At 49.3% G+C, this 21,445-nt stretch carries 22 protein-coding genes; 5 read left to right on the top strand and 17 right to left on the bottom strand.

The genetic code is table 11. The annotated features are described in order from the left end of the window. The first annotated feature begins 2 nt into the window (after positions 1 to 2). Entirely contained in the window at positions 3 to 827 is an 825-nt protein-coding gene (locus SIC45_RS01240) for an ABC transporter permease (protein ID WP_298784848.1), read from the top strand. 9 nt (positions 828 to 836) lie between these two features. Here SIC45_RS01240 and SIC45_RS01235 read toward each other — a convergent pair whose 3' ends face one another. The 10 genes from SIC45_RS01235 to SIC45_RS01190 all read right to left on the bottom strand — a co-directional run bounded on the left by SIC45_RS01235 (position 837) and on the right by SIC45_RS01190 (position 10,857). Then, complete coding sequence (locus SIC45_RS01235; RefSeq protein WP_319630777.1) at positions 837 to 1,700, bottom strand: alpha/beta hydrolase; 864 nt, start codon at positions 1,698 to 1,700, stop codon at positions 837 to 839. Further along, positions 1,681 to 2,580 (bottom strand): alpha/beta hydrolase, encoded by a 900-nt coding sequence (locus tag SIC45_RS01230; protein WP_319630776.1) that lies wholly within the window; start codon positions 2,578 to 2,580, stop codon positions 1,681 to 1,683. Before SIC45_RS01230 ends, SIC45_RS01235 begins: the two co-directional genes overlap by 20 nt. A gap of 120 nt (positions 2,581 to 2,700) precedes the next feature. Further along, on the bottom strand, positions 2,701 to 3,441 hold the full coding sequence (locus SIC45_RS01225; RefSeq protein WP_319630775.1) for an SDR family oxidoreductase: 741 nt from the start codon (positions 3,439 to 3,441) through the stop codon (positions 2,701 to 2,703). 121 nt (positions 3,442 to 3,562) lie between these two features. After that, positions 3,563 to 4,549, bottom strand: coding sequence for a ketoacyl-ACP synthase III (locus tag SIC45_RS01220; RefSeq protein ID WP_319630774.1), 987 nt, complete (start codon positions 4,547 to 4,549; stop codon positions 3,563 to 3,565). Positions 4,550 to 4,722: 173 nt separating this feature from the next. Then, a complete protein-coding gene (locus SIC45_RS01215) occupies positions 4,723 to 6,225 on the bottom strand; it encodes a phytoene desaturase family protein (RefSeq protein WP_319630773.1) in 1,503 nt (500 codons plus the stop codon). A gap of 18 nt (positions 6,226 to 6,243) precedes the next feature. After that, entirely contained in the window at positions 6,244 to 6,804 is a 561-nt protein-coding gene (locus SIC45_RS01210) for an isoprenylcysteine carboxylmethyltransferase family protein (protein ID WP_319630772.1), read from the bottom strand. Positions 6,805 to 6,909: 105 nt separating this feature from the next. Continuing rightward, on the bottom strand, positions 6,910 to 8,217 hold the full coding sequence (locus SIC45_RS01205; RefSeq protein ID WP_319630771.1) for a (Fe-S)-binding protein: 1,308 nt from the start codon (positions 8,215 to 8,217) through the stop codon (positions 6,910 to 6,912). Next, entirely contained in the window at positions 8,210 to 9,613 is a 1,404-nt protein-coding gene (locus tag SIC45_RS01200; protein WP_319630770.1) for an FAD-binding oxidoreductase, read from the bottom strand. The genes SIC45_RS01205 and SIC45_RS01200 overlap by 8 nt, the downstream gene beginning before the upstream one ends. A gap of 120 nt (positions 9,614 to 9,733) precedes the next feature. Continuing rightward, the gene (locus SIC45_RS01195) at positions 9,734 to 10,123 is read right to left on the bottom strand and encodes a tautomerase family protein (protein WP_298784831.1); all 390 of its coding nucleotides are present in this window, start codon (positions 10,121 to 10,123) and stop codon (positions 9,734 to 9,736) included. A 152-nt stretch (positions 10,124 to 10,275) separates the two neighbouring features. Continuing rightward, positions 10,276 to 10,857, bottom strand: a complete 582-nt coding sequence (locus SIC45_RS01190; protein WP_298784829.1) for a hypothetical protein — start codon at positions 10,855 to 10,857, stop codon at positions 10,276 to 10,278. 196 nt (positions 10,858 to 11,053) lie between these two features. Between SIC45_RS01190 and SIC45_RS01185 the strand changes: the two genes are divergently transcribed. Beyond that, positions 11,054 to 11,989: an aldo/keto reductase gene (locus SIC45_RS01185; RefSeq protein ID WP_319632905.1), complete on the top strand. Its 936-nt coding sequence runs from the start codon at positions 11,054 to 11,056 to the stop codon at positions 11,987 to 11,989. 46 nt (positions 11,990 to 12,035) lie between these two features. Here SIC45_RS01185 and SIC45_RS01180 read toward each other — a convergent pair whose 3' ends face one another. The 4 genes from SIC45_RS01180 to SIC45_RS01165 all read right to left on the bottom strand — a co-directional run bounded on the left by SIC45_RS01180 (position 12,036) and on the right by SIC45_RS01165 (position 16,365). Continuing rightward, entirely contained in the window at positions 12,036 to 12,314 is a 279-nt protein-coding gene (locus SIC45_RS01180; protein WP_319630769.1) for a peptidoglycan-binding domain-containing protein, read from the bottom strand. Between the two features lie 186 nt (positions 12,315 to 12,500). Continuing rightward, complete coding sequence (locus SIC45_RS01175) at positions 12,501 to 13,736, bottom strand: peptidoglycan-binding protein (protein WP_319630768.1); 1,236 nt, start codon at positions 13,734 to 13,736, stop codon at positions 12,501 to 12,503. A 316-nt stretch (positions 13,737 to 14,052) separates the two neighbouring features. Next, complete coding sequence (locus SIC45_RS01170) at positions 14,053 to 15,120, bottom strand: tartrate dehydrogenase (protein WP_319630767.1); 1,068 nt, start codon at positions 15,118 to 15,120, stop codon at positions 14,053 to 14,055. 225 nt (positions 15,121 to 15,345) lie between these two features. Beyond that, positions 15,346 to 16,365: a hypothetical protein gene (locus SIC45_RS01165; RefSeq protein ID WP_319630766.1), complete on the bottom strand. Its 1,020-nt coding sequence runs from the start codon at positions 16,363 to 16,365 to the stop codon at positions 15,346 to 15,348. 182 nt (positions 16,366 to 16,547) lie between these two features. Between SIC45_RS01165 and SIC45_RS01160 the strand changes: the two genes are divergently transcribed. Then, positions 16,548 to 17,579 carry an LLM class flavin-dependent oxidoreductase gene (locus SIC45_RS01160; protein ID WP_298784817.1) on the top strand — a complete coding sequence of 344 codons (1,032 nt, stop codon included), beginning with the start codon at positions 16,548 to 16,550 and terminating at the stop codon, positions 17,577 to 17,579. Positions 17,580 to 17,626: 47 nt separating this feature from the next. On the opposite strand, the gene SIC45_RS01155 is transcribed toward SIC45_RS01160, so the two are convergent. Continuing rightward, on the bottom strand, positions 17,627 to 18,244 hold the full coding sequence (locus tag SIC45_RS01155) for a flavin reductase family protein (RefSeq protein WP_319630765.1): 618 nt from the start codon (positions 18,242 to 18,244) through the stop codon (positions 17,627 to 17,629). Positions 18,245 to 18,387: 143 nt separating this feature from the next. Between SIC45_RS01155 and SIC45_RS01150 the strand changes: the two genes are divergently transcribed. Further along, complete coding sequence (locus tag SIC45_RS01150) at positions 18,388 to 18,750, top strand: VOC family protein (RefSeq protein ID WP_298784813.1); 363 nt, start codon at positions 18,388 to 18,390, stop codon at positions 18,748 to 18,750. Positions 18,751 to 18,783: 33 nt separating this feature from the next. On the opposite strand, the gene SIC45_RS01145 is transcribed toward SIC45_RS01150, so the two are convergent. Together SIC45_RS01145 and SIC45_RS01140 are read right to left on the bottom strand one after the other, a co-directional pair. Beyond that, a complete protein-coding gene (locus tag SIC45_RS01145; protein WP_319630764.1) occupies positions 18,784 to 19,320 on the bottom strand; it encodes a GNAT family N-acetyltransferase in 537 nt (178 codons plus the stop codon). A 14-nt stretch (positions 19,321 to 19,334) separates the two neighbouring features. Beyond that, entirely contained in the window at positions 19,335 to 20,345 is a 1,011-nt protein-coding gene (locus tag SIC45_RS01140; protein ID WP_319630763.1) for an LD-carboxypeptidase, read from the bottom strand. Positions 20,346 to 20,478: 133 nt separating this feature from the next. On the opposite strand from SIC45_RS01140, the gene SIC45_RS01135 reads away from it, so the two are divergent. Continuing rightward, positions 20,479 to 21,423 (top strand): multidrug resistance efflux transporter family protein, encoded by a 945-nt coding sequence (locus SIC45_RS01135; protein WP_319630762.1) that lies wholly within the window; start codon positions 20,479 to 20,481, stop codon positions 21,421 to 21,423. The last annotated feature ends 22 nt before the right edge of the window (positions 21,424 to 21,445 follow it).

The raw sequence follows: 21,445 nt of genomic DNA, 5'->3' as shown, positions 1-21,445 counted from the left end.
ATATGGAAGGTATTTTTGCCATCTGGCAGCGGGATTTAATGAAATTCGTCCGGGACCGTCCCCGTCTGCTCGGCTCTTTTGCGATGCCTATTTTATTTTTAATTATATTTGGCGGCGGCTTCAGCGGAACAATGGAAAATTTAGTGATGAATCAAACCTCTGAAATCGAAGATTTTAATTACCTTACGTTCATTTTTCCGGGAATTGTCGCCATGACCCTTTTAATGACTTCGATTTTCTCTTCTTTATCAGTTATCCAGGATAAAGAATTTGGTTATATGAAAGAAATTCTCGTCTCCCCGGTTTCCCGGGTGAACATTGCCATCGGCAAAATGCTCGGGGCCTCTACGGTTGCTTTTATGCAGGGAGTGCTGATGTTTATTTTGATCCCCGTTCTCGGCGTAACCTACGATTGGAGCAATGTCCTGGCTGTACTGCCAATTATGTTTCTGCTTTCCTGTACACTCGCTTCCCTCGGCCTGCTGATAGCAAGCCTGCTTCGATCAACGCAGGGATTCCAGCTGATTGTCCAAGTGCTTGTATTTCCAATGGTTTTTCTTTCCGGAGCGTTGTTTCCGGTAACGAACATGCCGGCCTGGATGGATATTCTTGTTAAAGTCAATCCTGTTACCTACGGCGTAGACGCTATGAAGAAGGTGATGACCGGCGCCGGAGATCTTCCGGTTGCTGCCCAGGACGCACTCGGGCTGAACCTGCAGCTGTTCGGACGTACAGTGACAATCGCTGAGGAGCTCCTCTTTTTAATTGTATTCACTTCTATTTTAATTGCGCTGGCCACTATAAGCTTCCGCAGAGCCAATGCCTGAGCATTGGCTTTACGTCTGTTCTATAAATTCTGTCACCAGCCGCTCTACAATATCCGGCTGCTCATGAACCACCCAGTGCGTCGCATCGGATACAAAAATCAATTCTCCGGCGCGGCAGTATTCAAGGCTCGTCCGGGCAGAGGCCTTCGATAAAAAGGCATCCCCCACGCCCCAGATGATTCGTACCGGCGGAGTCACATGGCTTGATTCCACGATATCCTTCGGCCCTTTTCTCATTCCTCTGTACCAATTGATCATGGTCGTGACCGCATTTGGCTGTGACCATGCTTCTTTGTATTTTTCCAGATCCTCTTCTGTAAAGCTTCCCGGCCTGCTTGTTTTCACGAGACCGTTGGCAAACTCTTCAAAGTCATTATAGGCAAGCAGCTTTTCCGGCAGCCTGGGAAGCTGAAAAAACAGCATGTACGAGCTTCTCAAAAGCTGTGTTGGATCTTTTTTCATACTGGCCGGCATCGCCGGCAGGTGCGGGATGTTGATAGCAATAAATTTTTCTACATATTCCGGCTTTGATGCTGCCGTATACCAGCCTACCGCCCCGCCCCAGTCGTGGCCGACGATCACCGCTTTTTCCCGGCCCAGCGCTTTGATCAGTTCCGTCACGTCGTTACGCAGCTCGTCCAGGGCGTAAGCATCAATCTCCAGCGGCCTGCTGCTTTGATTATAGCCGCGCTGATCCGGCGCCGCCACCCGATATCCGCGGGCTGCAAGCGGCCCGATTAAGTGTCTCCACTCATACCAGAATTCCGGAAAACCATGCAGAAGCACAACAAGCGGTCCCTCCTTGGGACCAGCCAGTGCCGTGTGTAACGAAACACCGTTTACTGTTATTGTCTCAAAGCTGATATTCTGCATACGTATTGCCCCCTAGTTGGTTTTTTTGAATAAAGTTTTTAATGAACTGCGTGACAAGCTCCGGCTGTTCATGATGGACCCAATGCGTCGCTTCTTCAATAAAAACTCCGTTTCCATCGCTGCAGTATTTCAGGCTTTCTTTAGCAGCAGCGGTGCCCAAAAACCAGTCATGCATACCCCAGATCATCCGCACGGGCACGTTGATGGCTTCTGTGCTCATCGCTTCTGCCGGCCCGGATGGAATTGCCCGAAACCAATTGAACATGGCCGTTACGCTGCCGGGCTGGGACCAGGCAAACTGATACCCGTCCAGCTCCTGCTTTGAAAATGTTCCAGGGCAGCTCGTCACAGTCAGGTGAGCCTTCAATGCAGCGTATTGGAACATGGCAGCTCCTTTGTCGGGAAGACTGGGAATCTGGAAGGCTGCCATGTAATACCCTTTGATCAGATCCATTGGGTGCGTAAGCATTGTCTTTGGCATAGCCATTAAATGCGGCATGTTAACAGGGATAAACAGCGAAATGTATTCCGGACGGGTAAGCGCCATATACCAGCCTGCTGCCCCGCCCCAGTCGTGACCAACTATTACAGCTTTTTCTCTTTTGAAATGAGAAATGAGCCCGATGATATCGTCCCGGAGGGCGTCCATCGTGTAGGATGCTGTGCCGGAGGGCTTGGCGCTCAAATGATAGCCCCTCTGATCAGGGGCCACTACAAAATAGCCCTCCTCCGCCAGAGCGTGCATCTGCTTTTCCCACGCCCGCCAATATTCCGGGAAGCCGTGCAGCAGGATGACCATTTCTCCGTCCTTTGGACCCGCAGCAGCGACATGAAGACGAATACCGTTCACATGTACATATTTAAATGATAGCTCTGCCATCAAAAACCTCCTTCACTCTATGAGTTACTTTACCCGGAAACGCCCTGATTCAATGGTAAAATTCGATAGGGCGCTATAAATGACAACGGCACCTGCCCATGAGGACAGATGCCGTTGTTTTTACATTTGCGCGGTTGGGCGTACGACAATTTCATTAACGGATACTTCCGCCGGTTCTTCAATCGCGTATCGAATGGTGCGGGCAATGCTTTCTGAAGAGATCGCGTTTTTATACAGCTCGTCCACGCGTTCTTTCACCTGATTGTCCGATATTGTTTCGGTAAGCTCCGACTCCACAGCCCCTGGTGAAATAATGGTGGAGCGGATATTATTTTCCGGGGATTCCTCTTTACGAAGTCCCTCCGAAATAGCACGCACCGCAAATTTCGTGCCGCTGTAGACAGCGCCGCCCGGAGATACCTGGTGACCCGCTACCGAGGAAACGTTAATAATGTGCCCTTCTTTTCTTTCCCTCATGTAGGGAAGCACGGCGCCAATACCATAAAGCACGCCTTTAATGTTCACATCGATCATCTGGTTCCAGTCTTCAAACTGCCGGTTCCGAAGCATTGAGAGCGGCATCAGCCCGGCATTGTTTACTATAACGTCAATTTGGCCGTACGTTTCATTGGCAAACTGGGCGAGTTCGTCCATCTGCTCCTGGGAGGTGACATCCACTACTTTATAGGCAACGGTGCCGCCGTCCTGTTCAATGTCCTTTTGAAGCTGCTGCAGACGTTCCTCCCGGCGGGCAGCCAGCACTACTTTAGCTCCTTTGCCAGCTAATTCTCTAGCCGCTGCTTCACCGATACCACTTGAAGCACCAGTCAGTATAACTACTTTTCCTTCAACTTCTGCCATGTTATATCCTCCAATGCTGTTCTGAATTGATTACGTACTCTCTATACCCGCCGCACTATAATCATAACCTTTGCTGCTCATCAAAAAAGAGCCCCCTGCCCCGGGAGCTCCTTCAGTTCAATTATTCTGCATGCCAGCGGACGAGTAACGCGGACTGCGCCAGACCGCCGCCAAATCCGTAAATAAGCACGAGGTCGCCATTTTTCAGCCGTCCGTCCTTCTGCGCTTCCCGGAGAGACAGGGGAATCGTAGCAGACGATGTATTCCCGTAGTATTCCAGGCTCGTCAGCGTTTTTTCCACCGGAATGCCGGTACGCTCGCAAATGGATTCGATCATTCTCATGTTCGCGCTGTGCGGGGCAAACCAGTCGATATCCTCAATCGCTGCTCCGGCATCGTTCAGAAGCTTATCGATGCCCTGAGGAACTGTCTTGACCGCCCACTTGTAAACCTCCCGTCCGTTCTGGACGACATAGCCGTCCGGATCCACTTCATGTCCGCCAATTTGATTGGACAAATCCGTGCAGTACAGGTATTCCCCTTTTTTGCCATCCGAGTCTGTGAGAGCAGCCAAAAAGGATGGATTGCTTTCGTCCGCTTCCACAAGAGCCGCTCCGGCCCCGTCCCCGAACAAAATACATGTTGCCCGGTCCGTATAATCCGTGATTTTGGACAGTGTTTCAGCGCCGATCACCAGTACTTTACGGTGAAGACCGGAGCTGACCATGCCATCGGCCATATGCAGCCCGTAGGAGAAGCCGGCACAGGCAGCGTTTAAATCAAAGGCGCCTGCCCCGGAAATGCCGAGACTCGCCTGTACCAGAGAAGCGACACTCGGCGTTTTATGGTCCGGTGTCAGCGTACACACAATAATTAAATCCACATCGTCAAGTGCCTTCCCGCTTACCTGCTGCAGCTCCTCCGCTGCTTTCACGCAAATTGTGCTCGTGAATTCGTCCTCTGCCGTGATCCGGCGTTCCTTGATGCCGGTACGGGACGTAATCCACTCATCGTTTGTTTCCACCATTTTTTCCAGGTCATCATTTGTCAGTCGTTTTTCCGGGACAAAGGATCCTATTGCTGTAATTGAAGCTTTTGATTGTACCATCGGTATGTAACCCCCGTTTTATGTATAATTACCGCCTATGCGCTTTGATTTTCGCTGAATCTCATACTTAATTTATATTATCACAAAACTAAGGCTTATGCCTCCTTTGCTTTGTTCGAACCGCGATGGCGGAACATACAAAAACCCTCCCCGGCTCAGGAAGGGTTTTCAGGTTATTTTTTCACTTCTGTCTGCTCGTGTTTTTGAATCAGATCCGCTGTCAGCTGGCCGGACAGCGTAACCATTGGTACACCGCCGCCGGGATGCGTGGAGCCTCCGGCAAAATACAGGTTGTCATAAATTCTGCTTTTCGCCGGCACTTTGAATCCGCCGTTCACTTTTTGATCAGAGGCTACACCGTAAATCGAGCCTCCGTTGGCGCCGTAGAGTTCCTCAAGGCCTTCCGGAGTGAAGCGGTATTCAAATTCGATCGACTCCCGCAGGCCGTCCAGTCCATTTCGTTCTAATTTATTCAAAATTGTCTCCTGGTACTTGTCCCAGTCAAAGGATTTTTTCTGCTTGGCATCCATTGGAGGTACATGCGTCAGCACGAACAGGTTGTCTTTTCCCGCCGGCGCCTGGGTCTCGTCCGACCGGGCGGAGATGCCAATATACACTGTCGGGTCATCGGCCGGCACCTTTTCTTCGAATACCTGCTTAAACTCAAGCTCAGGATCCTCGGAGAAAAAGAAATTGTGGTGGTGCAGCCCGTCGAATTTTTTATTCACCCCTAGCAGCAGCACGACGCCGGAAACAGTGGGAATAAACGTTTTGCTGAGTTTTTTGGATTCTTTTTTTGCCTTCGCTTCCGGAGGAGCAATCGTATTATAGGCCGGAATTGCTTCAAGGTTCGAAACGACAACATCAGCCTCATACGTGTCTCCATCCTCTGTTTCCACACCGGTCACCCGGTCATTTTCCACCAGCAGCTGGCTGACCGGACTGTTCAGATGAATATCAACGCGCAGCTCCTGCATCAGGCGCTCCATGCCTTCGGCAATTTTATACATGCCGCCCTTCACATAGTGGATACCGAGACCAAGCTGCACGTAGACGAGCTGGTTCAAAATGGCCGGCGCTGCGTACGGATTGGATCCGACATACATAATGAAAAAGTTGAACATCTGCTCGAGGTATTTGTTGTCAAACTGTTTATGCGTCGCTTTGGCCACCGTATTCAACGGATCCATCTTCATTAAGTCGCCCAAGGTATGATGGCTTTTTAAATCCTTTAAATCCTCAATGCTGTATTTATAAAAGCTTTTCATGCATAATTCATACATTTCTTCGGTATAGGATAAAAATTCCGTAATTTTACGGCTGGGCTGATCCGTGACTTTCGCTGCCTCTTCAATCATGCCGGGCAGATCGCTCGTCACGTTCAGTGATGTTCCGTCCTCGAAAAATGTCTTCCACTGCGGCTCCACCCTTTCTACCTGTATGTAATCATCAAGGTAGCGGTTTGCACTGTGGAACAGCTGTTCAAGCACCCATGGCATCGTCAGAATAGAGGGCCCGGTGTCAAAGGTAAACCCTTTCCCGCTGCGGCGGTTTAATTTCCCGCCAAGATTTTCATTTTTCTCCAGTAACATTACCTCATATCCATCCGTCTGCAGCCGGATCGCTGCGGACATGCCTCCAAGGCCTCCGCCGATGACAATTGCTTTTTTCTTCAAATAGCACACCTCCGTGAATTAGTACAAAAATGGAATTAACCGGTTTCTTTGCCGACACCATAAACGATACGTATCGCCGTGCGTCTGGCGCAGCATTTCTTCTTCAATCCGGATGCGGTGAAGAAGTGCCGGCACCATGACTCCTGTACTTATGACTGCTGCTCCGGGGCTATTCATGAATAAGCAAAAGCCAAGTACAATGAAAAATAAAGCGGTATACAGGGGATGGCGCAAGCGACGGTACGGGCCGCTGCTTACCAGGCTGTCCCCGTTTTTGACAGAAACGTCTCTGCTGAACTGGTCCCGCAAATGAAGAATTCCCCAATACCGCAGGCTGATGCCAGCTCCGTACAGACAAAGACCGGCGGCCTGCAGCCAAACTGAGGAGAGGCTGAGAAAACCAGTCTCGCCAAATACCACTGCGGTCCCTATCGACAAGATGATGGCCGCAAGTATCCAGCGGAACGAGCGGCGTTCGGTGCGCTCCGGTTCCTTTGAGGGAGCCTTCTGCCTGAATAAAAAAAACTCGGCGGCCCAGAAGAAGGTGACGACCACAAATATTGTATCAATCAACACCATGGTTTCACCTTCTCCCTTCTCGCCTCATTTCTTTTTACACTCGTTACCATTTCCCCCATCTTTGGCGCCGCTAAACCAAAAGCCCTTCCTGCTGCTCATTTACTTTTACGCCTTCGCCGCCTGCTTAGTTACCGGCTTTGCTTTCATCAAAAGATCCACAATATGCACCGTATCAATTTCTTCTTCGAGACCTTCCCGCTGCACGCCCAGTTTCATCTGGAGCATACAGCCCGGATTGGTTGTGACAATCCCCTCTGGACACTGCCGCTTAACGTCTTTCATTTTCACATCCAGAATATCCATCGCATCCTCGTGCTGCGTAATATTGTAAATGCCCGCTGAACCGCAGCAGAAGTCAGGCCGGTCGAGCTCTTTCAGCGTTACCCCCGGCACTGAGCGTATCAACTGCAGCGGCGGCTCTTTTACCTTCTGCACATTCGTCATGTGACAGGAAGGCTGATACGTATAGGTTTCCTCGACCCTTTCGGTAAACTCCAGACCGTCAAGCTCCACGAGTACTTCTGTAATGTCTCTAACCTTATCGGAGAAAGCTGTCGCCCGCTGTTCCCACTCCGGGTCACCGGCAAACAGCTCCCCGTATTTATGGAGCTGGGCCCCGCATCCTCCGGCATTGTTTACGATATAGTCCACCGGCTTCTCCTCAAACGCCTGTATATTTTCCTTGGCAAGCGTCAAAGCTTCAGGCTCTTTGCCTGCATGGGCATGCAGTGCCCCGCAGCAGGTCTGTGTTTTTGGCAGCTGCACCTCTGCCCCGGAAAGCCGGAGAAGCTCCAGCGTTTTTTCATTTTGCCTAAAAAATACGCTATCCATCACACATCCGGTAAAAAATGCAACTACTGCTTTCGGCGGCCCGTCCGGGTGCAGGCGATTTTTCCTCGCATGCCTCTCTTTCGGCGAAGGGGCCGGCGGCAGCACCTGCTCGAATTTACCTAGATGAAGCGGTGCCGCAGACATTACATTCAGTCCACGCGCTGCTTTTTGCAGACCGCTCACCTGATACAGCCATGTGGCATTTCCAAGCTGATCCATCCAAGCTGTTGACGGAAAAAATGAGTGAAATAAAAAATGCTCGGTTTTTTGCTGGACGAACGTTTTTTCTTCGTATTCATCAATTACATGCTTTGCACTTTCAAACAGCTGTCCGTACTGTACATCTGTCGGGCACACGGTCGTACATGCCATGCATCCCAGACATTTGTCGATCGGCTGTTTTAAATCCTCCACTGAAGCTTTTCCTTCTGCGACCATTTTGATTAAATTAATACGCCCACGCGGGGAGTGCGTCTCCCGCTCCATCGTTTCATATGTCGGGCAGACCGGAAGACAGTAGCCGCACTGCACACAGTCAAAGGTCAAATCGTAGCGGAGCATGTCTTTAAGTGTATCAGCCATCACGCAGCACCAGCTTCTGCCCTTTTTCTGCGAAGATTTTTCCCGGATTCATAATATTGTTGGGGTCCCAGGCTTCTTTGATCCGCTTAAGCATCGATACTCCCACCTCTCCCATTTCCTGCTCCATAAAGGGTGCTTTCATCGTGCCAATACCGTGTTCTCCGGAAAGCGTACCGCCAAGCTCCAGGGCCGCCCGGAAGATTTCTGCGACCGCTTTTTCAGCGCGTATCATTTCTTCTTCATCCCGCTGGTCGCACATAATATCCGGATGCAGGTTGCCGTCCCCGATATGCCCAAATACGACGAGCTCCACCTGATACTCCTCCTTGATTTGCTTCAGCCGATCCATCATTTCCGGAATCCGGCTTCTCGGCACCGTAGCATCTTCCGAAATTTTTGTCGGCTTGATCGTCGCAATTGCCGGCGACACAAGCTTTCTTGCACTCCACAGCTTCTGTGCTTCTTCGTCGCTTTCCGCTGTAATGATTGGATCCGCCTGTAGCTCCACGAGAATTTGTTTCACCTGTTCGGCTTCTAATTTAATTGTCTCCGGGTGTCCGTCGAGTTCGATCAAAAGCAGTGCTTCCGAGGCGGTGGGCAGGCCTGACGGGCGGTACCGCTCGACGGCTTCAATACAGGCCCGGTCCATAAATTCCATTTTTGCCGGGAGCACTCCCGAGGTGAGCGTTTTGGAGATGGCCTTCCCGGCTGTGGCCATGTCTGTAAAGGCAGCCATCATCGTTTGTACGGCCGGAGGCTTTGGCACCAGCTTGAGCGTCGCTTTTGTAATCACGCCAAGCGTCCCTTCGGAGCCGACGAGCAGCTTGGTTAAATCGTAACCGGTTACATTTTTAATCGTTCGCCCACCTGTATGCATAACGTCTCCCTCCGGGGTAACAATTTCAAGACCGATCACAAAATCCTTGGTCACGCCGTACTTCAGCCCTCTTGGTCCCCCGGAATTTTCGGCCAGATTCCCACCAATTGTTGATACGTGGGCACTGCTTGGATCAGGCGGATACATTAAACCGTAATTTTCGGCGGCCGCATGAATATCAGCTGTCAGCACACTAGGCGTGACGACCGCAATTAAGTCATCGGCGAAAACGTTAATTTCCTTCGGCCACTGCGCCATATCCAAAAGGATCCCCCCATGGACAGGCAGCGGACCTCCGCTCAGACAGGTGCCCTGCCCTCTGGGCGTTACGGCCAAGCCGAACTGATTGGCGATTTTCATGATTGTTTGTACTTCCTCCGTCGTTTTAGGCTGTACAACCACTTCGGGCAGATGCTCGCCAAAAGAAGCATCAAAGCTGTAGCTGTATCGGTCGGCAAGCTCTGTAAATACCCTTTTATTACTTAAAAGAGCGCGCAGCTGTTCTTCCCATTCGTGCAATAAAAGCAGCTCCTTTCTCCCTTCTCTTTAACAACTTATCATTATCGTACTCCCCCGCCCGAATGAATGCAATATTCTGGTAAAAGAAGGCCGGAGCTGCCCGCAGGCAGCCTCCAGCCTTCACAGCTTCCCGTTTAAAAACTGGGCTTCTCCCAGCCCGAAGCTCCAATCCGCTTCTGTGTTGTCAGTGATCGACACCATCACGTCTTCCGATTCGATATGGCAACGGCTATACAAATATTCGGCAACATTTTTATACAGGCGCTTTTTCTGTTCTGCTGTACGTGTTTTACTGATCACCTGAATAACCACAATATTATTCGTCCTCTCAAGGCCGAGCCCGGTGTCTTCGATATACATTTCATACGGCTTATGCTGATTAATCGTCTGATAGCGGTCCCGTTCCGGGACTTCAAAGCTTTCAATTACCGCGTCATGTATAGCATCTGCAAGCAGCTTTAACTCCTCTTCCGTGCGCCCCTCGATAACATCAATTCGTATTAAAGGCATCATACCCCTCCTTCAGGGAATTTTATCTCATTTTCAAAACCAGATAAAAAATTAGTTAAGCGCTTACTTAATTATAAGCATATTCAGTTGGCGTTTCAATACTTCCTCCTGTATATAAAAAGACTCCGAAGTGCTTCTTCGGAGTCCAATCATTATTCTCTTGCCGATTTGTTAATATCTTCGTCCATGTTTCCAGTGGAGCCGATCGTTGGCAGATCGCTGTCGCTGTACTTGGAAGCATCGGTAGCGCTTTGATACTCTTTTGTTTTAGTATCATTATCATCATCGTCAGAACCTGCAACCTCGTCTTTAGCTTCTTTTACCTGGCTGCCGGCTTCTTTTAGTTCTTCTCCGGCATCCTTTGCCGTGTCACCCACACCCTTCAACTCTTCGCCGGCTTCCTTCGCCGTTGATACCACTTCTTCTGAGTCGTCCTTCACTTTTTGAACCTGGGCGATCAGATCTTTTCCGTAATTATTGTATACATCCTGAAGCTGCGTACCGATGGTTTTTGCCAGCTCTGTAGCGTTCTGGATACGTGCCATAAAGTCATCTTTATTCACTGCATCGCTGTTTTTGGCATTTTCCTTGTACTGGCTGGCTGTTTCTTTTGCTTCGGACGACTTTTCCTTCACCGTATCACGGGCTGAACGGTTTAAAAATACTGCCCCGATCCCTGCAATAATTACAGAGGCTATAATAATAGGTAATTTACTGTTTTGCTGTTCTGGCATATGTTTCTCCCCTTTATTCTCAGTATCCTTCGTAATAGAACCTATCTACTCCTTACCTTTATCTTTTCTTCAGTAAACGTGAATTTCTACGAAATCGTGCACTTATTCATGTGAACAGAAAAATGTTTAGCTTTTGGTTACAGGTGAAATACGAATAAGTGTGCTGAAATAACAAAGGAGTGACGTTTATATGGCAATGAATCGTGTAACACTTGGAAAATCTGAAGTCACTGTAAACCCTCTTGGACTGGGAACCAACGCAGTGGGCGGACATAATATTTATCCCGATATGCTTGATGAAGAGCAGGGAAAAGCGTTAACCGCCACTGCCATCGATAACGGCGTGGACCTGTTGGACACAGCGTTTATTTACGGACCGCGCCGTTCCGAAGAACTCGTCGGTGAAGTAGTAAAAGAAAAAAATGCCCGTGAACAGGTGGTTATTGCTACAAAAGCAGCCCACAAATTTCTCGATAACGGCGATACTGTTATGGACAACTCTCCAGAATTTTTAAAACAGTCCGTAGATGATGCGCTCCACCGCCTGCAAACAGACTATATTGATTTATTCTATATTCATTTCCCGGATGAAGACACGCCGAAGGATGAAGCAGTCGGCGCCCTGCAGGAAATGAAGGAATCCGGAAAAATCCGCTCCATCGGCGTATCGAATTTCACCCTGGAGCAGCTGAAGGAAGCAAACAAGGATGGGCATGTGGACGTAGTACAGTCCGAATATAATTTGTTGAACCGCGAAGTGGAAAAAGACATTCTTCCATATACCGCAGAAAACAACATTACCTTCGTTCCTTATTTTCCGCTTGAATCTGGCCTGTTGGCCGGAAAATACGATGAAAACACTACGTTTAATGATCTCCGTGCCCAAAAGCCTAATTTTCAGGGAGAAGCATTCAAAGAAAATCTCCGCAAAGTAAATGAAGTCAAAAAAATCGCTGAACGTAAAGGTGAAGAAACAGCTCACGTCGTTCTCGCCTGGTATCTGCATCAGCCGTCAGTAGACGTTTTGATTCCAGGGGCCAAAAGCTCCGATCAAGTAGTCAATAACCTGAAAACCTCTGATGTAGAATTGACGAAAGAAGAAGTAGAACAAATCAGCAGCATTTTTTCCTAAAAACAAAAAAGAAGCTGAAGCCAACTCGGCTTCAGCTTCTTTTTTGTCAGGAAAGTCTTTCGAGGGTCGCCTCTCCAGCAATTCCATCTGTCGTTAAACCTTCATACTTTTGGAAAGCCTTTACTGATGAAGTCGTGACTGAACCGTAAACCCCGTCCGTTTTCCCGCTGTGAAATCCTTCCTGCTGCAGAGCTTCCTGCAGTTCTTCCACATCTTCTCCGCGGTCTCCCGGACGCAGTGTATCATCGCCCAGAGCGGCTTCAGCCTGAGCAGGCACAAATAATAATAAAACAGCGAGCATAAACGCTGACATTCTTCTTTTCATTGCAATCCCACGCTTTCTATCGTCTGATGCTCTTTTATTGTAAGCACGGGGCATGAGCAGAACAATGGTTATTACAGAGTTGTAAACAACACGTAACTCCCTGTTCATACGTGTAATTTTATACACTTTTCCTGCAGGCATATAAAAGCACACCGTTTCTGCTGAACGATGTGCCCTAAGTATAACTCAGAAGCTTCCGGCCCCTATGTAGCGCGGAGCCCAGTATGAATTACTCATGCTGCTTATAGTCACTCCTGTCGAGGATCCTGCGTGAATGAACTGGTTGTTTCCAATATATATTCCATTATGCGATGCTCCTGCTTTATAGGTAGTAAAAAACACCATATCCCCTACCTGCGGGCTCGATACCTTTTTACTCACAGCATACTGCTGGGCCACCGTACGTGGAAGGCTTGTTCCATTTTGCCTGTATACATACTGGGTGAAGCCGCTGCAGTCGAATCCTCTCGTCGTCGTGCCTCCCCATACGTATGGAACACCTATGAACTTTTTCGCTGTATTTATCAGCCCTGATACACTGCCTGAAGAGCCTGAGCTGACTTTTTCAGGAGAGGAGCTGGTTCCATTCTTCACAGAAGAATCGCTTAACGCTTTCCATGTGTTGGCGCCGACGATCCCGTCAGCGCTCAAACCAGCTGCCCGCTGCAGAGCCTTCACTGCACCGGCTGTCTGCGGGCCGAACTGGCCGTCGACTGCTCCAGAAAGAAAGCCTTTGCTTTTAAGCGTCTGCTGCATGCTTTTCACGTTACTGCCCGCATCTCCCTGCCGGAGCGTTTTGCTTCCGGTTTCCGAAGAAGAAGCATCCGGCTTGGCGGAACCTGATTCATTCGCACCACCTGAGGATTTAAAGCTGCTTAACGCTTTGAATGTATTCGGGCCGGCCACGCCATCAACACTAATTCCGGCTGCTTTTTGAAACGCAATAACTGAAGACTTCGTGACCGGTCCAAATTCTCCGTCGAGTGCTCCGGTATGAAACCCTTTGCTTTTCAATTTTGCCTGTAGATCACGGACGTCGCTTCCCGAAGCACCCGCCTTTAATACACTTGAAGACGTGCCCCGGGAGCTGTCAGAAGCTTTAGAGCTTTTTTCAGTCGAAGCCTGTTTTCCGTTTAAGCTCATTTTGGAAAACGTATTCGTCCCGGCTATACCATCAGAGGTAATACCCGCTGAACGCTGAAAGGCCTGCACGGACCCCGCAGTCGCCGGTCCATATATTCCATCCACTGCCCCGTTATGATACCCGTTCTCCTTTAGCCAGTCCTGCAATTCTTTAACTTCCGAACCCTTCGAGCCCTGACGTAGTGTTTGATCACCTAAGGCAGCATCTGCTGCCGTTGGAGCTGCAAAAACTACTGTTGCCGCAGCAACAATCGCTGCTGGATATGCATATTTTTTCATACACGTTCGCCATAAACTTTTATATCGCTGCTCTGATTAAGCGCAATGCGAAAGCTCCAGCGAATCCACCCCCTATTTGATCATGTGCTGCGATGTCTGACTCTACTGTTGTGTATAAAGTAGTATATAAGTGCCAGGGGGTATAGACAATATACTCAATACATTTGTATCAAAACTGTAACATTGAGTGAAATAATCATAAAATGGAAATTAACAGTGTATTTAGCATCACAAAACGTTAGTTATCAAGGAATTTCGCGATTATTATTCTACAGCTTCCCGCTTAAATTATTATTAAATACCTATTAGTTAAATCCTAATTTGTTTTTTCTGATGTTAAATATCCTTCCACTGCTTTCACTACTTCTTCGGTAGAAGCATCGCCTCCAAGATCCTTAGTGAGCGTTCCCTGTTTGATGACATATTCAATAGCGTTCATTAATGTCTCGGCTGCCGTGCTTTCTCCGAGATGCTCAAGCATCATTTGAGCTGTCCACAGCTGGCCGATCGGATTTGCCAGTCCCTTTCCTTCAATATCCGGGGCCGAGCCGTGTACCGGCTCAAACATGGATGGAAATTTCCCGTTTATATTAATATTGGCAGCCGGAGCAATGCCAATGCTGCCCATCAAAGCAGCTCCGATGTCTGTCAGAATATCTCCGAATAAATTGCTGCCGACGACAACATCCATCGTCTCCGGCTTGGTAACAAAGGCTGCCGCCAGAGCATCAATGTGCTCTGCCCTGGTCTCTATGCCAGGATAATTTTCCTTCACCTCGGTAAACACTTCATCCCAGAAAGGCATGGAAAAGACGATTCCGTTGGATTTTGTTGCCGAGGTCACGTGGCCGCTGCGGTCTTTGGCCAGCTGAAAAGCATACTCCATCGCTGCCTTTACTGCTCTTTTAGAAAATACGTTGTTTTGAATCGCAATTTCGTTCTCTCCGCTGTACATCCGGCCGCCGACTTCGCTGTACTCACCCTCACTGTTCTCTCTGACAACCATCAGGTTAAACTGATTCGGATTTGCGAGCGGAGAAGCAAGCCCTTCAAACTGGCGGGATGGCCGCACGTTGATCTGCTGCTCGAAGCCGCGGCGTATATTAATTAAAAGTCCCCACAGCGAAATATGGTCCGGCACGAGGTCCGGGTGCCCAACCGCACCTAAAAACACGGCATCGAAGGCTTCAAGCTGCTCTAAACCATCCTCCGGCATCATTCTGCCGTGCTCAAGGTAATAATCGCAGCTCCAGGGAAACTCTGTTACACGCAGCTCGAAGTCTCCCTGCACTCTCTCAAGCGTTTTCAACACCCTCCAGGCAGCAGGTACTACTTCTTTACCTATGCCATCTCCCGCAATTGATGCAACTGTATATGTATTCATTTTTTTCATCTCCCTTTTAGTGTATGCACTTTCATTTTTCCATTTCTTTTTGTTTTTGTCATCTTTTCTTTATTGATTTCGTCACATGCTTTTACTGGTTAATCCCTTCTCTGGATAAAAATAAACTTCTTCTTCAAATAAATTATTTCTCAATGCAGAAAGCATATTCCCTCCATTACTTATAAAAGACTTTTCAGCCATCTGAGCATAAAAAAGAGCCTTATCTCAGGCTCTTTCACTCGCAAGGTGAATGACATCCTTCCAGGCCGCGGCAGCTGCCCCCGTAGGCGATGACGCTCCACCGGAAACGAGAACGCTTCCCATCGTGTCTGTAGAAAAAAGCACTGCTTTCTCGGCCCCATCAACGTGGAAGAAAGGATGCTCTGCCGTGAGAAGCCTGGGCTCGACAGAGATCACTGTTCCCTGCGCCATTTTGTGCGCTTTCCCGACCAGCTTCCACTTTGTTTTCCCATGTTCTGCCTGCTTCCATTCAGCATCGGAGAGCTCGTCGAGGCCGCGTATCGTAACACTCTCCCAGTTTATTTCCGGCGTGAGGCAGGCTTTTGTCAGAAAATACATTTTCAGCGCCGTATCCTTCCCCCCAATATCCTCAGAAGGGTCTGCCTCGGCCTTCCCTTCTTTTTTTGCTGTTTCCCACGCCTCCTGCAGCGTAATATGTTCAGCGGCGACTCTTGTCGCGATCATGTTGCCTGTTCCGTTCAGCAGCCCTTCGATTGTATGTATTTCCGCCCCGGCCAGGCTGTACAGGGCTGTGTCCACAGTCGGGAGGGCAGCAGCAGCCGTTCCGCTGTATTTTATTTTTCTTCCGGATGCTTCAGCAAGCTCGTGCAGATCATCCCAGGCAAAGGCGAGCGCTCCCTTGCTGACGCAGACGACGTCCACCCCGTGCCTTAACGCTGACTGCATGAGCGCAAGCCCCGAGCCCCCGGTTAATGTATTTGTCTCTGCCGCATCAATAAATATATCCGCCTGGCTGTCCGCCCATAGCTGGTCCACATTCCTCGGCGGCAGCGAGCCGTCATCCACTCGGCCGGTTTCCGCTTTTGTCTGAAGCAGCTGTTCAGGATCCAGACCGTCGCTGTGCACCGCAACCCCACTGCGGTCGAGCACAGCGGTAATTTTTATATGCACCCCGTACGTGCGCTTCCACTCTTTTTCTTTATTCATTAATACACGGGCTGCTGCCTGTCCGACAGCCCCGAACCCGGATAAAACGATATTCATATATTCCCATCCCTTCCCTGGCTTTAAAGCCCAGTCCCCATGCTTTTACCAGCAGGGCATGTTTATTATACTAGAGAATTTTTCAGTATTGAGCACCTTTTTTGAATAACAGTGCGCAGGAGGAGTATAATTTTTTATGACTCAATTACCAGCAGGACGTGTCATATAAAGGAGAGATTTTCATGCCAGCATTTAAAGATATGCCGCTTTCAGTATTAAATTTATCCCCTGTAAACGAAGGGGAAACAGCGGGAGATTCATTTGCAAAAAGCCTCGAGCTGACTCAGCATGCCGAAAAACTCGGCTACAACCGCTTATGGGTCGCAGAGCACCATAACATGGAAGGGATCGCAAGCTCGGCCACCTCTGTATTACTCAGCTATCTGGCCGGAGGGACGTCAAGTATTCGTCTTGGCTCGGGCGGTATTATGCTTCCCAACCACGCCCCGCTCGCAATTGCCGAACAGTTCGGTACACTCGAAAGCATGTATCCGGGACGCATTGATTTAGGACTCGGCCGGGCGCCTGGCACCGATCAAACAACAGCGGCAGCCCTTCGCCGTCATGTAAACAGCGGCGAGGACTTTCCAGCACGCCTTGAAGAGCTGCAGAGATATTTTCAGGACCCAGCCAATATGGCCGTCCCTCCACAGGTAAAAGCCGTACCGGGCGCTGGTCTGGATATTCCTATCTGGCTGCTTGGCTCCAGCGGATTCAGTGCTCAGCTTGCCGGACAGCTTGGACTTCCATATGCCTTCGCTGGCCACTTTGCAGCCGAGAATATGAAAGCAGCCCTGCAGCTGTATCTGGATTCCTTCCAGCCGTCTGAAGTGCTCGATGAGCCTTACGCTATGACCGGCATCAACGTAATCGCAGGCGAAACAGACGAGGAAGCCGATTACCTCGGTACTACGATGAAACAGCAGTTTCTCAGCTTAATCCGAAACCGCCCGGGCAAAATACAGCCGCCGGTAGAAGATATGGACGCGCTTTGGACCTCGCAGGAAAAAGCAATGATGGCACGCTGGGATGCCGGCACTATCCAGGGCGGACCGGAATCTGTGCGCCAACAGCTTGAAGATTTTTCTTCGAACGTTCCGGTTCATGAAATTATGATCAGCGGCAGTGTGTATGACCAGGCCAAACGCCTTCGTTCCTATGAGCTCATTAAAGAGGTACAAAAACAATCAACTGCCACCACAGCCTCCATCTAATAAAAAGACCGCGTCTGTTTGCTTTAAGGCAACAGGCGCGGTCCTTTTTATTTCGGGCGTTCAAGCGTAAATAATTCCCCAAGCCTGGAATAATCATTTCCTGCAAGACGTGCAACCGGCTTCAGCTTATCGGGCGAAATATAATTGTTTTCACTCTCATACACGCCCTCTGAAACATAGATACATACAATTTCTGCGAATATGACATCCTGAGTGATTTTCCCTTCGGCATTTTGAAGCGGTACGTGCTTGTGCAGCCGGCATTCGAAGCGGATATTCGCTTCCTCTATCCCCGGCACCTCCACCATTTTACTCGGTACCGTATGTAAGACAGTATGCTCCAGTTCATTTTCCTCTGGGGGAAGCGTTGCTGCTGTAATGTTTAAATCCTCTACAATACCTTCATCGCTTATGTGTATCACCAGTTCTTCGCGATCTAAAATATTTTTTGCACTGTCCTTTGGTTCCCCGTCTTTTCTCGTGATAGAGATCATTAATACTGGCGGGTCGGGGCTTACCGCATTAAAAAAGCTGAACGGTGCTGCGTTTAATGTTTTATCTTCTGCCATTGTAGTAACGAAGGCTATCGGACGTGGGATGACCGACCCTGTCAGCAGCTTATACACTTCTTTTACCGGCAGATCATCTGGATGCAGTTCATGCATAGTATACAGTCTCCTTTTTTCGATTATTTTATTCGTATTCCCTGTCAGGCTTCATTTCAAAAGAACGACCGAAAAATAATTTCACTTGGAATTTTGTGTGCAGTTGATATAATAAAACAGTGCGTCTAAAGGAGAGTATAAAAATGATAGGAAAAATTGCCTCTACAGCTGTTTATGTAGAAGATCAGCAGCGGGCAAAAGAATTCTGGACAGAAAAGATAGGTTTTGAAGTCCGGAGCGAAGATCCGCTTGGTCCAAACGCCTACCGGCTGGAGGTCGCAGCTCCAGGAGCTGAAACAACGCTTGCCATCTATCCTAAGTCATACGTTTTGAACTGGCAGGAGCTGAAGCCATCGATTGTTTTTGAGTGCGACAACGTGCACGCCTCCTACCAGTGGATGAAAGCCCAGAATATTGTTTTTGACGAAGAACCAACAGAGATGAACGGTATTACTTACGCCAGCTTTCGCGATGAAGACGATAATGTGTTTCTGTTAAAAAGCTGATAAGCGCTGCCAATACGGCAGCGCTTGTTTTATTTATGCCTTCGTCCAGTCACCGGCAGTCATGCCGTACACATCCACATCCTCGTATCGGCTCCATTTCCAGATGTCTTCGCGCAGCGTGCCTTCATAGCGCATTCCGATTCGCTTTAACACTCTCGCGGAAGCCTGGTTTTTACTCATCACAGGAGCCGTCAGCCGGTTTGCCTTCAACGTGCGAAAGCTGAAGTCCCGGACCAGCGCTGCTGCTTCACTCATATAACCGTTCCCCCAGTAATCCGCCCCCAGCCAGTACCCAAGCTCGCCGCGCCGGTGTTCAGGCCGCATGCGCACCGTGATATTTCCCATTAATTTGTCTTCATCCTTTTTAGTGACAGCAAATGGAAAACGGGACCCTTCTTCCATCCAGCCTGAATGACGCCCGATCCACCACCGTGCATCCTCCTCGGTATAAGGGTATGGGAGCTCCAGGGTTGTTTTTGCAATACGGTAGTTATTTGCAAGGTCTGCCAATACATTTATGTCCTTTTCCGAAAAAGGCCTTAAAAGCAGCCGGCTGCTTTCTAGCTGCATGATAGATCCTCCTTCTATAATTTTCTCATTGTCATCTCAGCCTGGCCGCGATCGAAACGGATATTGGCAAATGCTCCGTTAATAAATGTCCACTGCGGCGGCATGTGGCCAATATCAGCATCGTACCAGACAGGAAGGTGTCCCCCGAACAATTCCATCAGGCTGTCCTTCATGGTAAAGCCTTCTGTGTCATTGTATCCCTCGGGCCGGCCTATAAGTAATCCGGCAGCGTTATCCAGCCAGCCGGCCTGCTGCAGCTGCCACAGGGAACGGTGAATCTCTGCTGCTTCCATGCCTGTGGATTCCAGATACCAAATGACCTTTTCTGAACGCCACTCCTGTACCCGGTCCAGAGGAGTGCCGATAAGACGCGGCAGTGTATTCAAACATCCTCCGAGCAGACGCCCGCTCAATTCATCCGTGTTTGCCCCTTCAAGATGCTTCCAGGACGTCCGCGCATCCAGCACAAACCCTGAGCCGGGCTGCTCAAACGCCTTGTCCCAGGATGATTGATAATAAGAGCTTGAATGCTGGTAAACAGCTTCTCCCTCCGGAGCCTTTAAAGCCTGCTCCCATTTTTTTGTCACGTCATCCCAGATCGGCGCGGCCAGGTCAAACAGATTCGTGCCATGAGCTGAAGCCGCTCCAGTCATCATTGTGTAGGCAAAGGCAAGTGTACTCGTATCAGAATAACCGAGAATCCAGGTGGGCGGAAGCTCACGCAGCCATTCCCATTCCAAAAGCGGTAAAATATCCACGATTCTTTCTCCTCCCCACGGAGGCATCACTACTTGAACTTCCGGGTCTGCCAGTGCCATCATCAGCTCCTCGGCTCTTTGAAAACGGTCGGCACTTGCTGCCTTCTGCTGCCTCCAGGCCGTTTCTCCGACCCGGACATGAAAGCCTCTCGTTTCGACTTTTTTCACTGCCTGCTGAAGCACCCCGTGTAAAGACGCAGGTACTCCGCTCGATGGCGCTGTTACATAAATTGTATCTCCCTTTTTTAGAGCTTCAGGGTACTTCATGCTCCACCTGCTTTCTTTACATGATATTTTCGTACAAGCACACTGTTCGGCCGTTTTCATTCAACAGAATATTGGGAAAAATTTTTAGCTGTGATACAATAACCAAATATTGTATCGAAGGTGGTCCTCGTAAATGAAAGCTATTTTGCTGGGGCTTACAGCAGCCCTCTTCTTTTCTGTCACGTTTGTTTTGAACCGTTCGATGGAGCTTTCCGGCGGGCATTGGGCCTGGAGTGCGTCGCTTCGTTATTTTTTTATGCTGCCCATGCTTATTTTAATCGTTGGAGCACAAAAACAGCTGCGACCTGTCTTTCATCATCTCCGCGCCCGTCCTTCAGAGTGGCTTCTTTGGAGCACAGTTGGATTTGGGCTCTTTTACGCGCCCATCGCCTTTTCCACCGTATACGGTCCCGGCTGGCTCGTCGCCGCCACTTTTCAGATCACCATCATTGCCGGGTCGCTGCTTGTGCCTTTTTTACATAAAACAACCGGGCCCCGGCAGCGCATTCCGCTCCAGAGTATACTGATCTCTTTAGTGATCCTGGCGGGTGTATTTATTATGCAGGCTGAACACGCTTCAGCAGTTCCTCTTTTGAATGTCTGGCTCTGCGTGCTGCCGCTGCTTTTAGCTGCCTTCGCCTACCCGCTTGGCAATCGGAAAATGATGCACGTGGCCGGAAATGAGCTAACCACTTTTCAGCGTGTGCTCGGCATGACAATTGCGAGCATGCCCTTTTGGATTATTTTAGCATTGTATGGAGCCTCCGTACACGGACTTCCCGGAAGATCTCAGGTTTCCCAGTCCTTTATCGTTGCTGTTTCCTCCGGCATTATCGCTACTGTCCTGTTTTTTTATGCCACAGAGCTGGTGAAAAACGATGCTTCTAAATTAGCCGGCGTCGAAGCCACTCAGTCAGGTGAAGTACTATTTGCCCTTATCGGCGAAATGCTTCTGCTTCACACGGCTGCACCTTCGGCATTGACGTTCTCCGGCATTGCGCTCGTGCTCACAGGCATGATTCTTCACAGCCTCCGCGCCGCTTTGGCAGCGAGGAAAATAAAAACTGCAGATATTTAAGAAGCTCCGCCTGTTTCCAGGT

Source organism: Marinococcus sp. PL1-022, assembly GCF_033845285.1.
In the GTDB taxonomy this organism is placed as follows: Bacteria; Bacillota; Bacilli; order Bacillales; family Marinococcaceae; genus Marinococcus.
The sequence above is the reverse complement of the archived record's forward strand: the minus strand, read 5'-3'. Positions and strand labels throughout refer to the sequence as shown.

Excerpts from the sequence above, each read along its gene's own strand:
- SIC45_RS01240 (WP_298784848.1), top strand. The coding sequence starts at position 3 with ATGGAAGGTATTTTTGCCATCTGGCAGCGGGATTTAATGAAATTCGTC.
- SIC45_RS01235 (WP_319630777.1), bottom strand. The coding sequence starts at position 1,700 with ATGCAGAATATCAGCTTTGAGACAATAACAGTAAACGGTGTTTCGTTA.
- SIC45_RS01230 (WP_319630776.1), bottom strand. The coding sequence starts at position 2,580 with ATGGCAGAGCTATCATTTAAATATGTACATGTGAACGGTATTCGTCTT.
- SIC45_RS01225 (WP_319630775.1), bottom strand. The coding sequence starts at position 3,441 with ATGGCAGAAGTTGAAGGAAAAGTAGTTATACTGACTGGTGCTTCAAGT.
- SIC45_RS01220 (WP_319630774.1), bottom strand. The coding sequence starts at position 4,549 with ATGGTACAATCAAAAGCTTCAATTACAGCAATAGGATCCTTTGTCCCG.
- SIC45_RS01210 (WP_319630772.1), bottom strand. The coding sequence starts at position 6,804 with ATGGTGTTGATTGATACAATATTTGTGGTCGTCACCTTCTTCTGGGCC.
- SIC45_RS01205 (WP_319630771.1), bottom strand. The coding sequence starts at position 8,217 with ATGGCTGATACACTTAAAGACATGCTCCGCTACGATTTGACCTTTGAC.
- SIC45_RS01195 (WP_298784831.1), bottom strand. The coding sequence starts at position 10,123 with ATGCCTTTAATACGAATTGATGTTATCGAGGGGCGCACGGAAGAGGAG.
- SIC45_RS01190 (WP_298784829.1), bottom strand. The coding sequence starts at position 10,857 with ATGCCAGAACAGCAAAACAGTAAATTACCTATTATTATAGCCTCTGTA.
- SIC45_RS01185 (WP_319632905.1), top strand. The coding sequence starts at position 11,054 with ATGAATCGTGTAACACTTGGAAAATCTGAAGTCACTGTAAACCCTCTT.
- SIC45_RS01180 (WP_319630769.1), bottom strand. The coding sequence starts at position 12,314 with ATGAAAAGAAGAATGTCAGCGTTTATGCTCGCTGTTTTATTATTATTT.
- SIC45_RS01175 (WP_319630768.1), bottom strand. The coding sequence starts at position 13,736 with ATGAAAAAATATGCATATCCAGCAGCGATTGTTGCTGCGGCAACAGTA.
- SIC45_RS01170 (WP_319630767.1), bottom strand. The coding sequence starts at position 15,120 with ATGAATACATATACAGTTGCATCAATTGCGGGAGATGGCATAGGTAAA.
- SIC45_RS01165 (WP_319630766.1), bottom strand. The coding sequence starts at position 16,365 with ATGAATATCGTTTTATCCGGGTTCGGGGCTGTCGGACAGGCAGCAGCC.
- SIC45_RS01160 (WP_298784817.1), top strand. The coding sequence starts at position 16,548 with ATGCCAGCATTTAAAGATATGCCGCTTTCAGTATTAAATTTATCCCCT.
- SIC45_RS01155 (WP_319630765.1), bottom strand. The coding sequence starts at position 18,244 with ATGCATGAACTGCATCCAGATGATCTGCCGGTAAAAGAAGTGTATAAG.
- SIC45_RS01150 (WP_298784813.1), top strand. The coding sequence starts at position 18,388 with ATGATAGGAAAAATTGCCTCTACAGCTGTTTATGTAGAAGATCAGCAG.
- SIC45_RS01145 (WP_319630764.1), bottom strand. The coding sequence starts at position 19,320 with ATGCAGCTAGAAAGCAGCCGGCTGCTTTTAAGGCCTTTTTCGGAAAAG.
- SIC45_RS01140 (WP_319630763.1), bottom strand. The coding sequence starts at position 20,345 with ATGAAGTACCCTGAAGCTCTAAAAAAGGGAGATACAATTTATGTAACA.
- SIC45_RS01135 (WP_319630762.1), top strand. The coding sequence starts at position 20,479 with ATGAAAGCTATTTTGCTGGGGCTTACAGCAGCCCTCTTCTTTTCTGTC.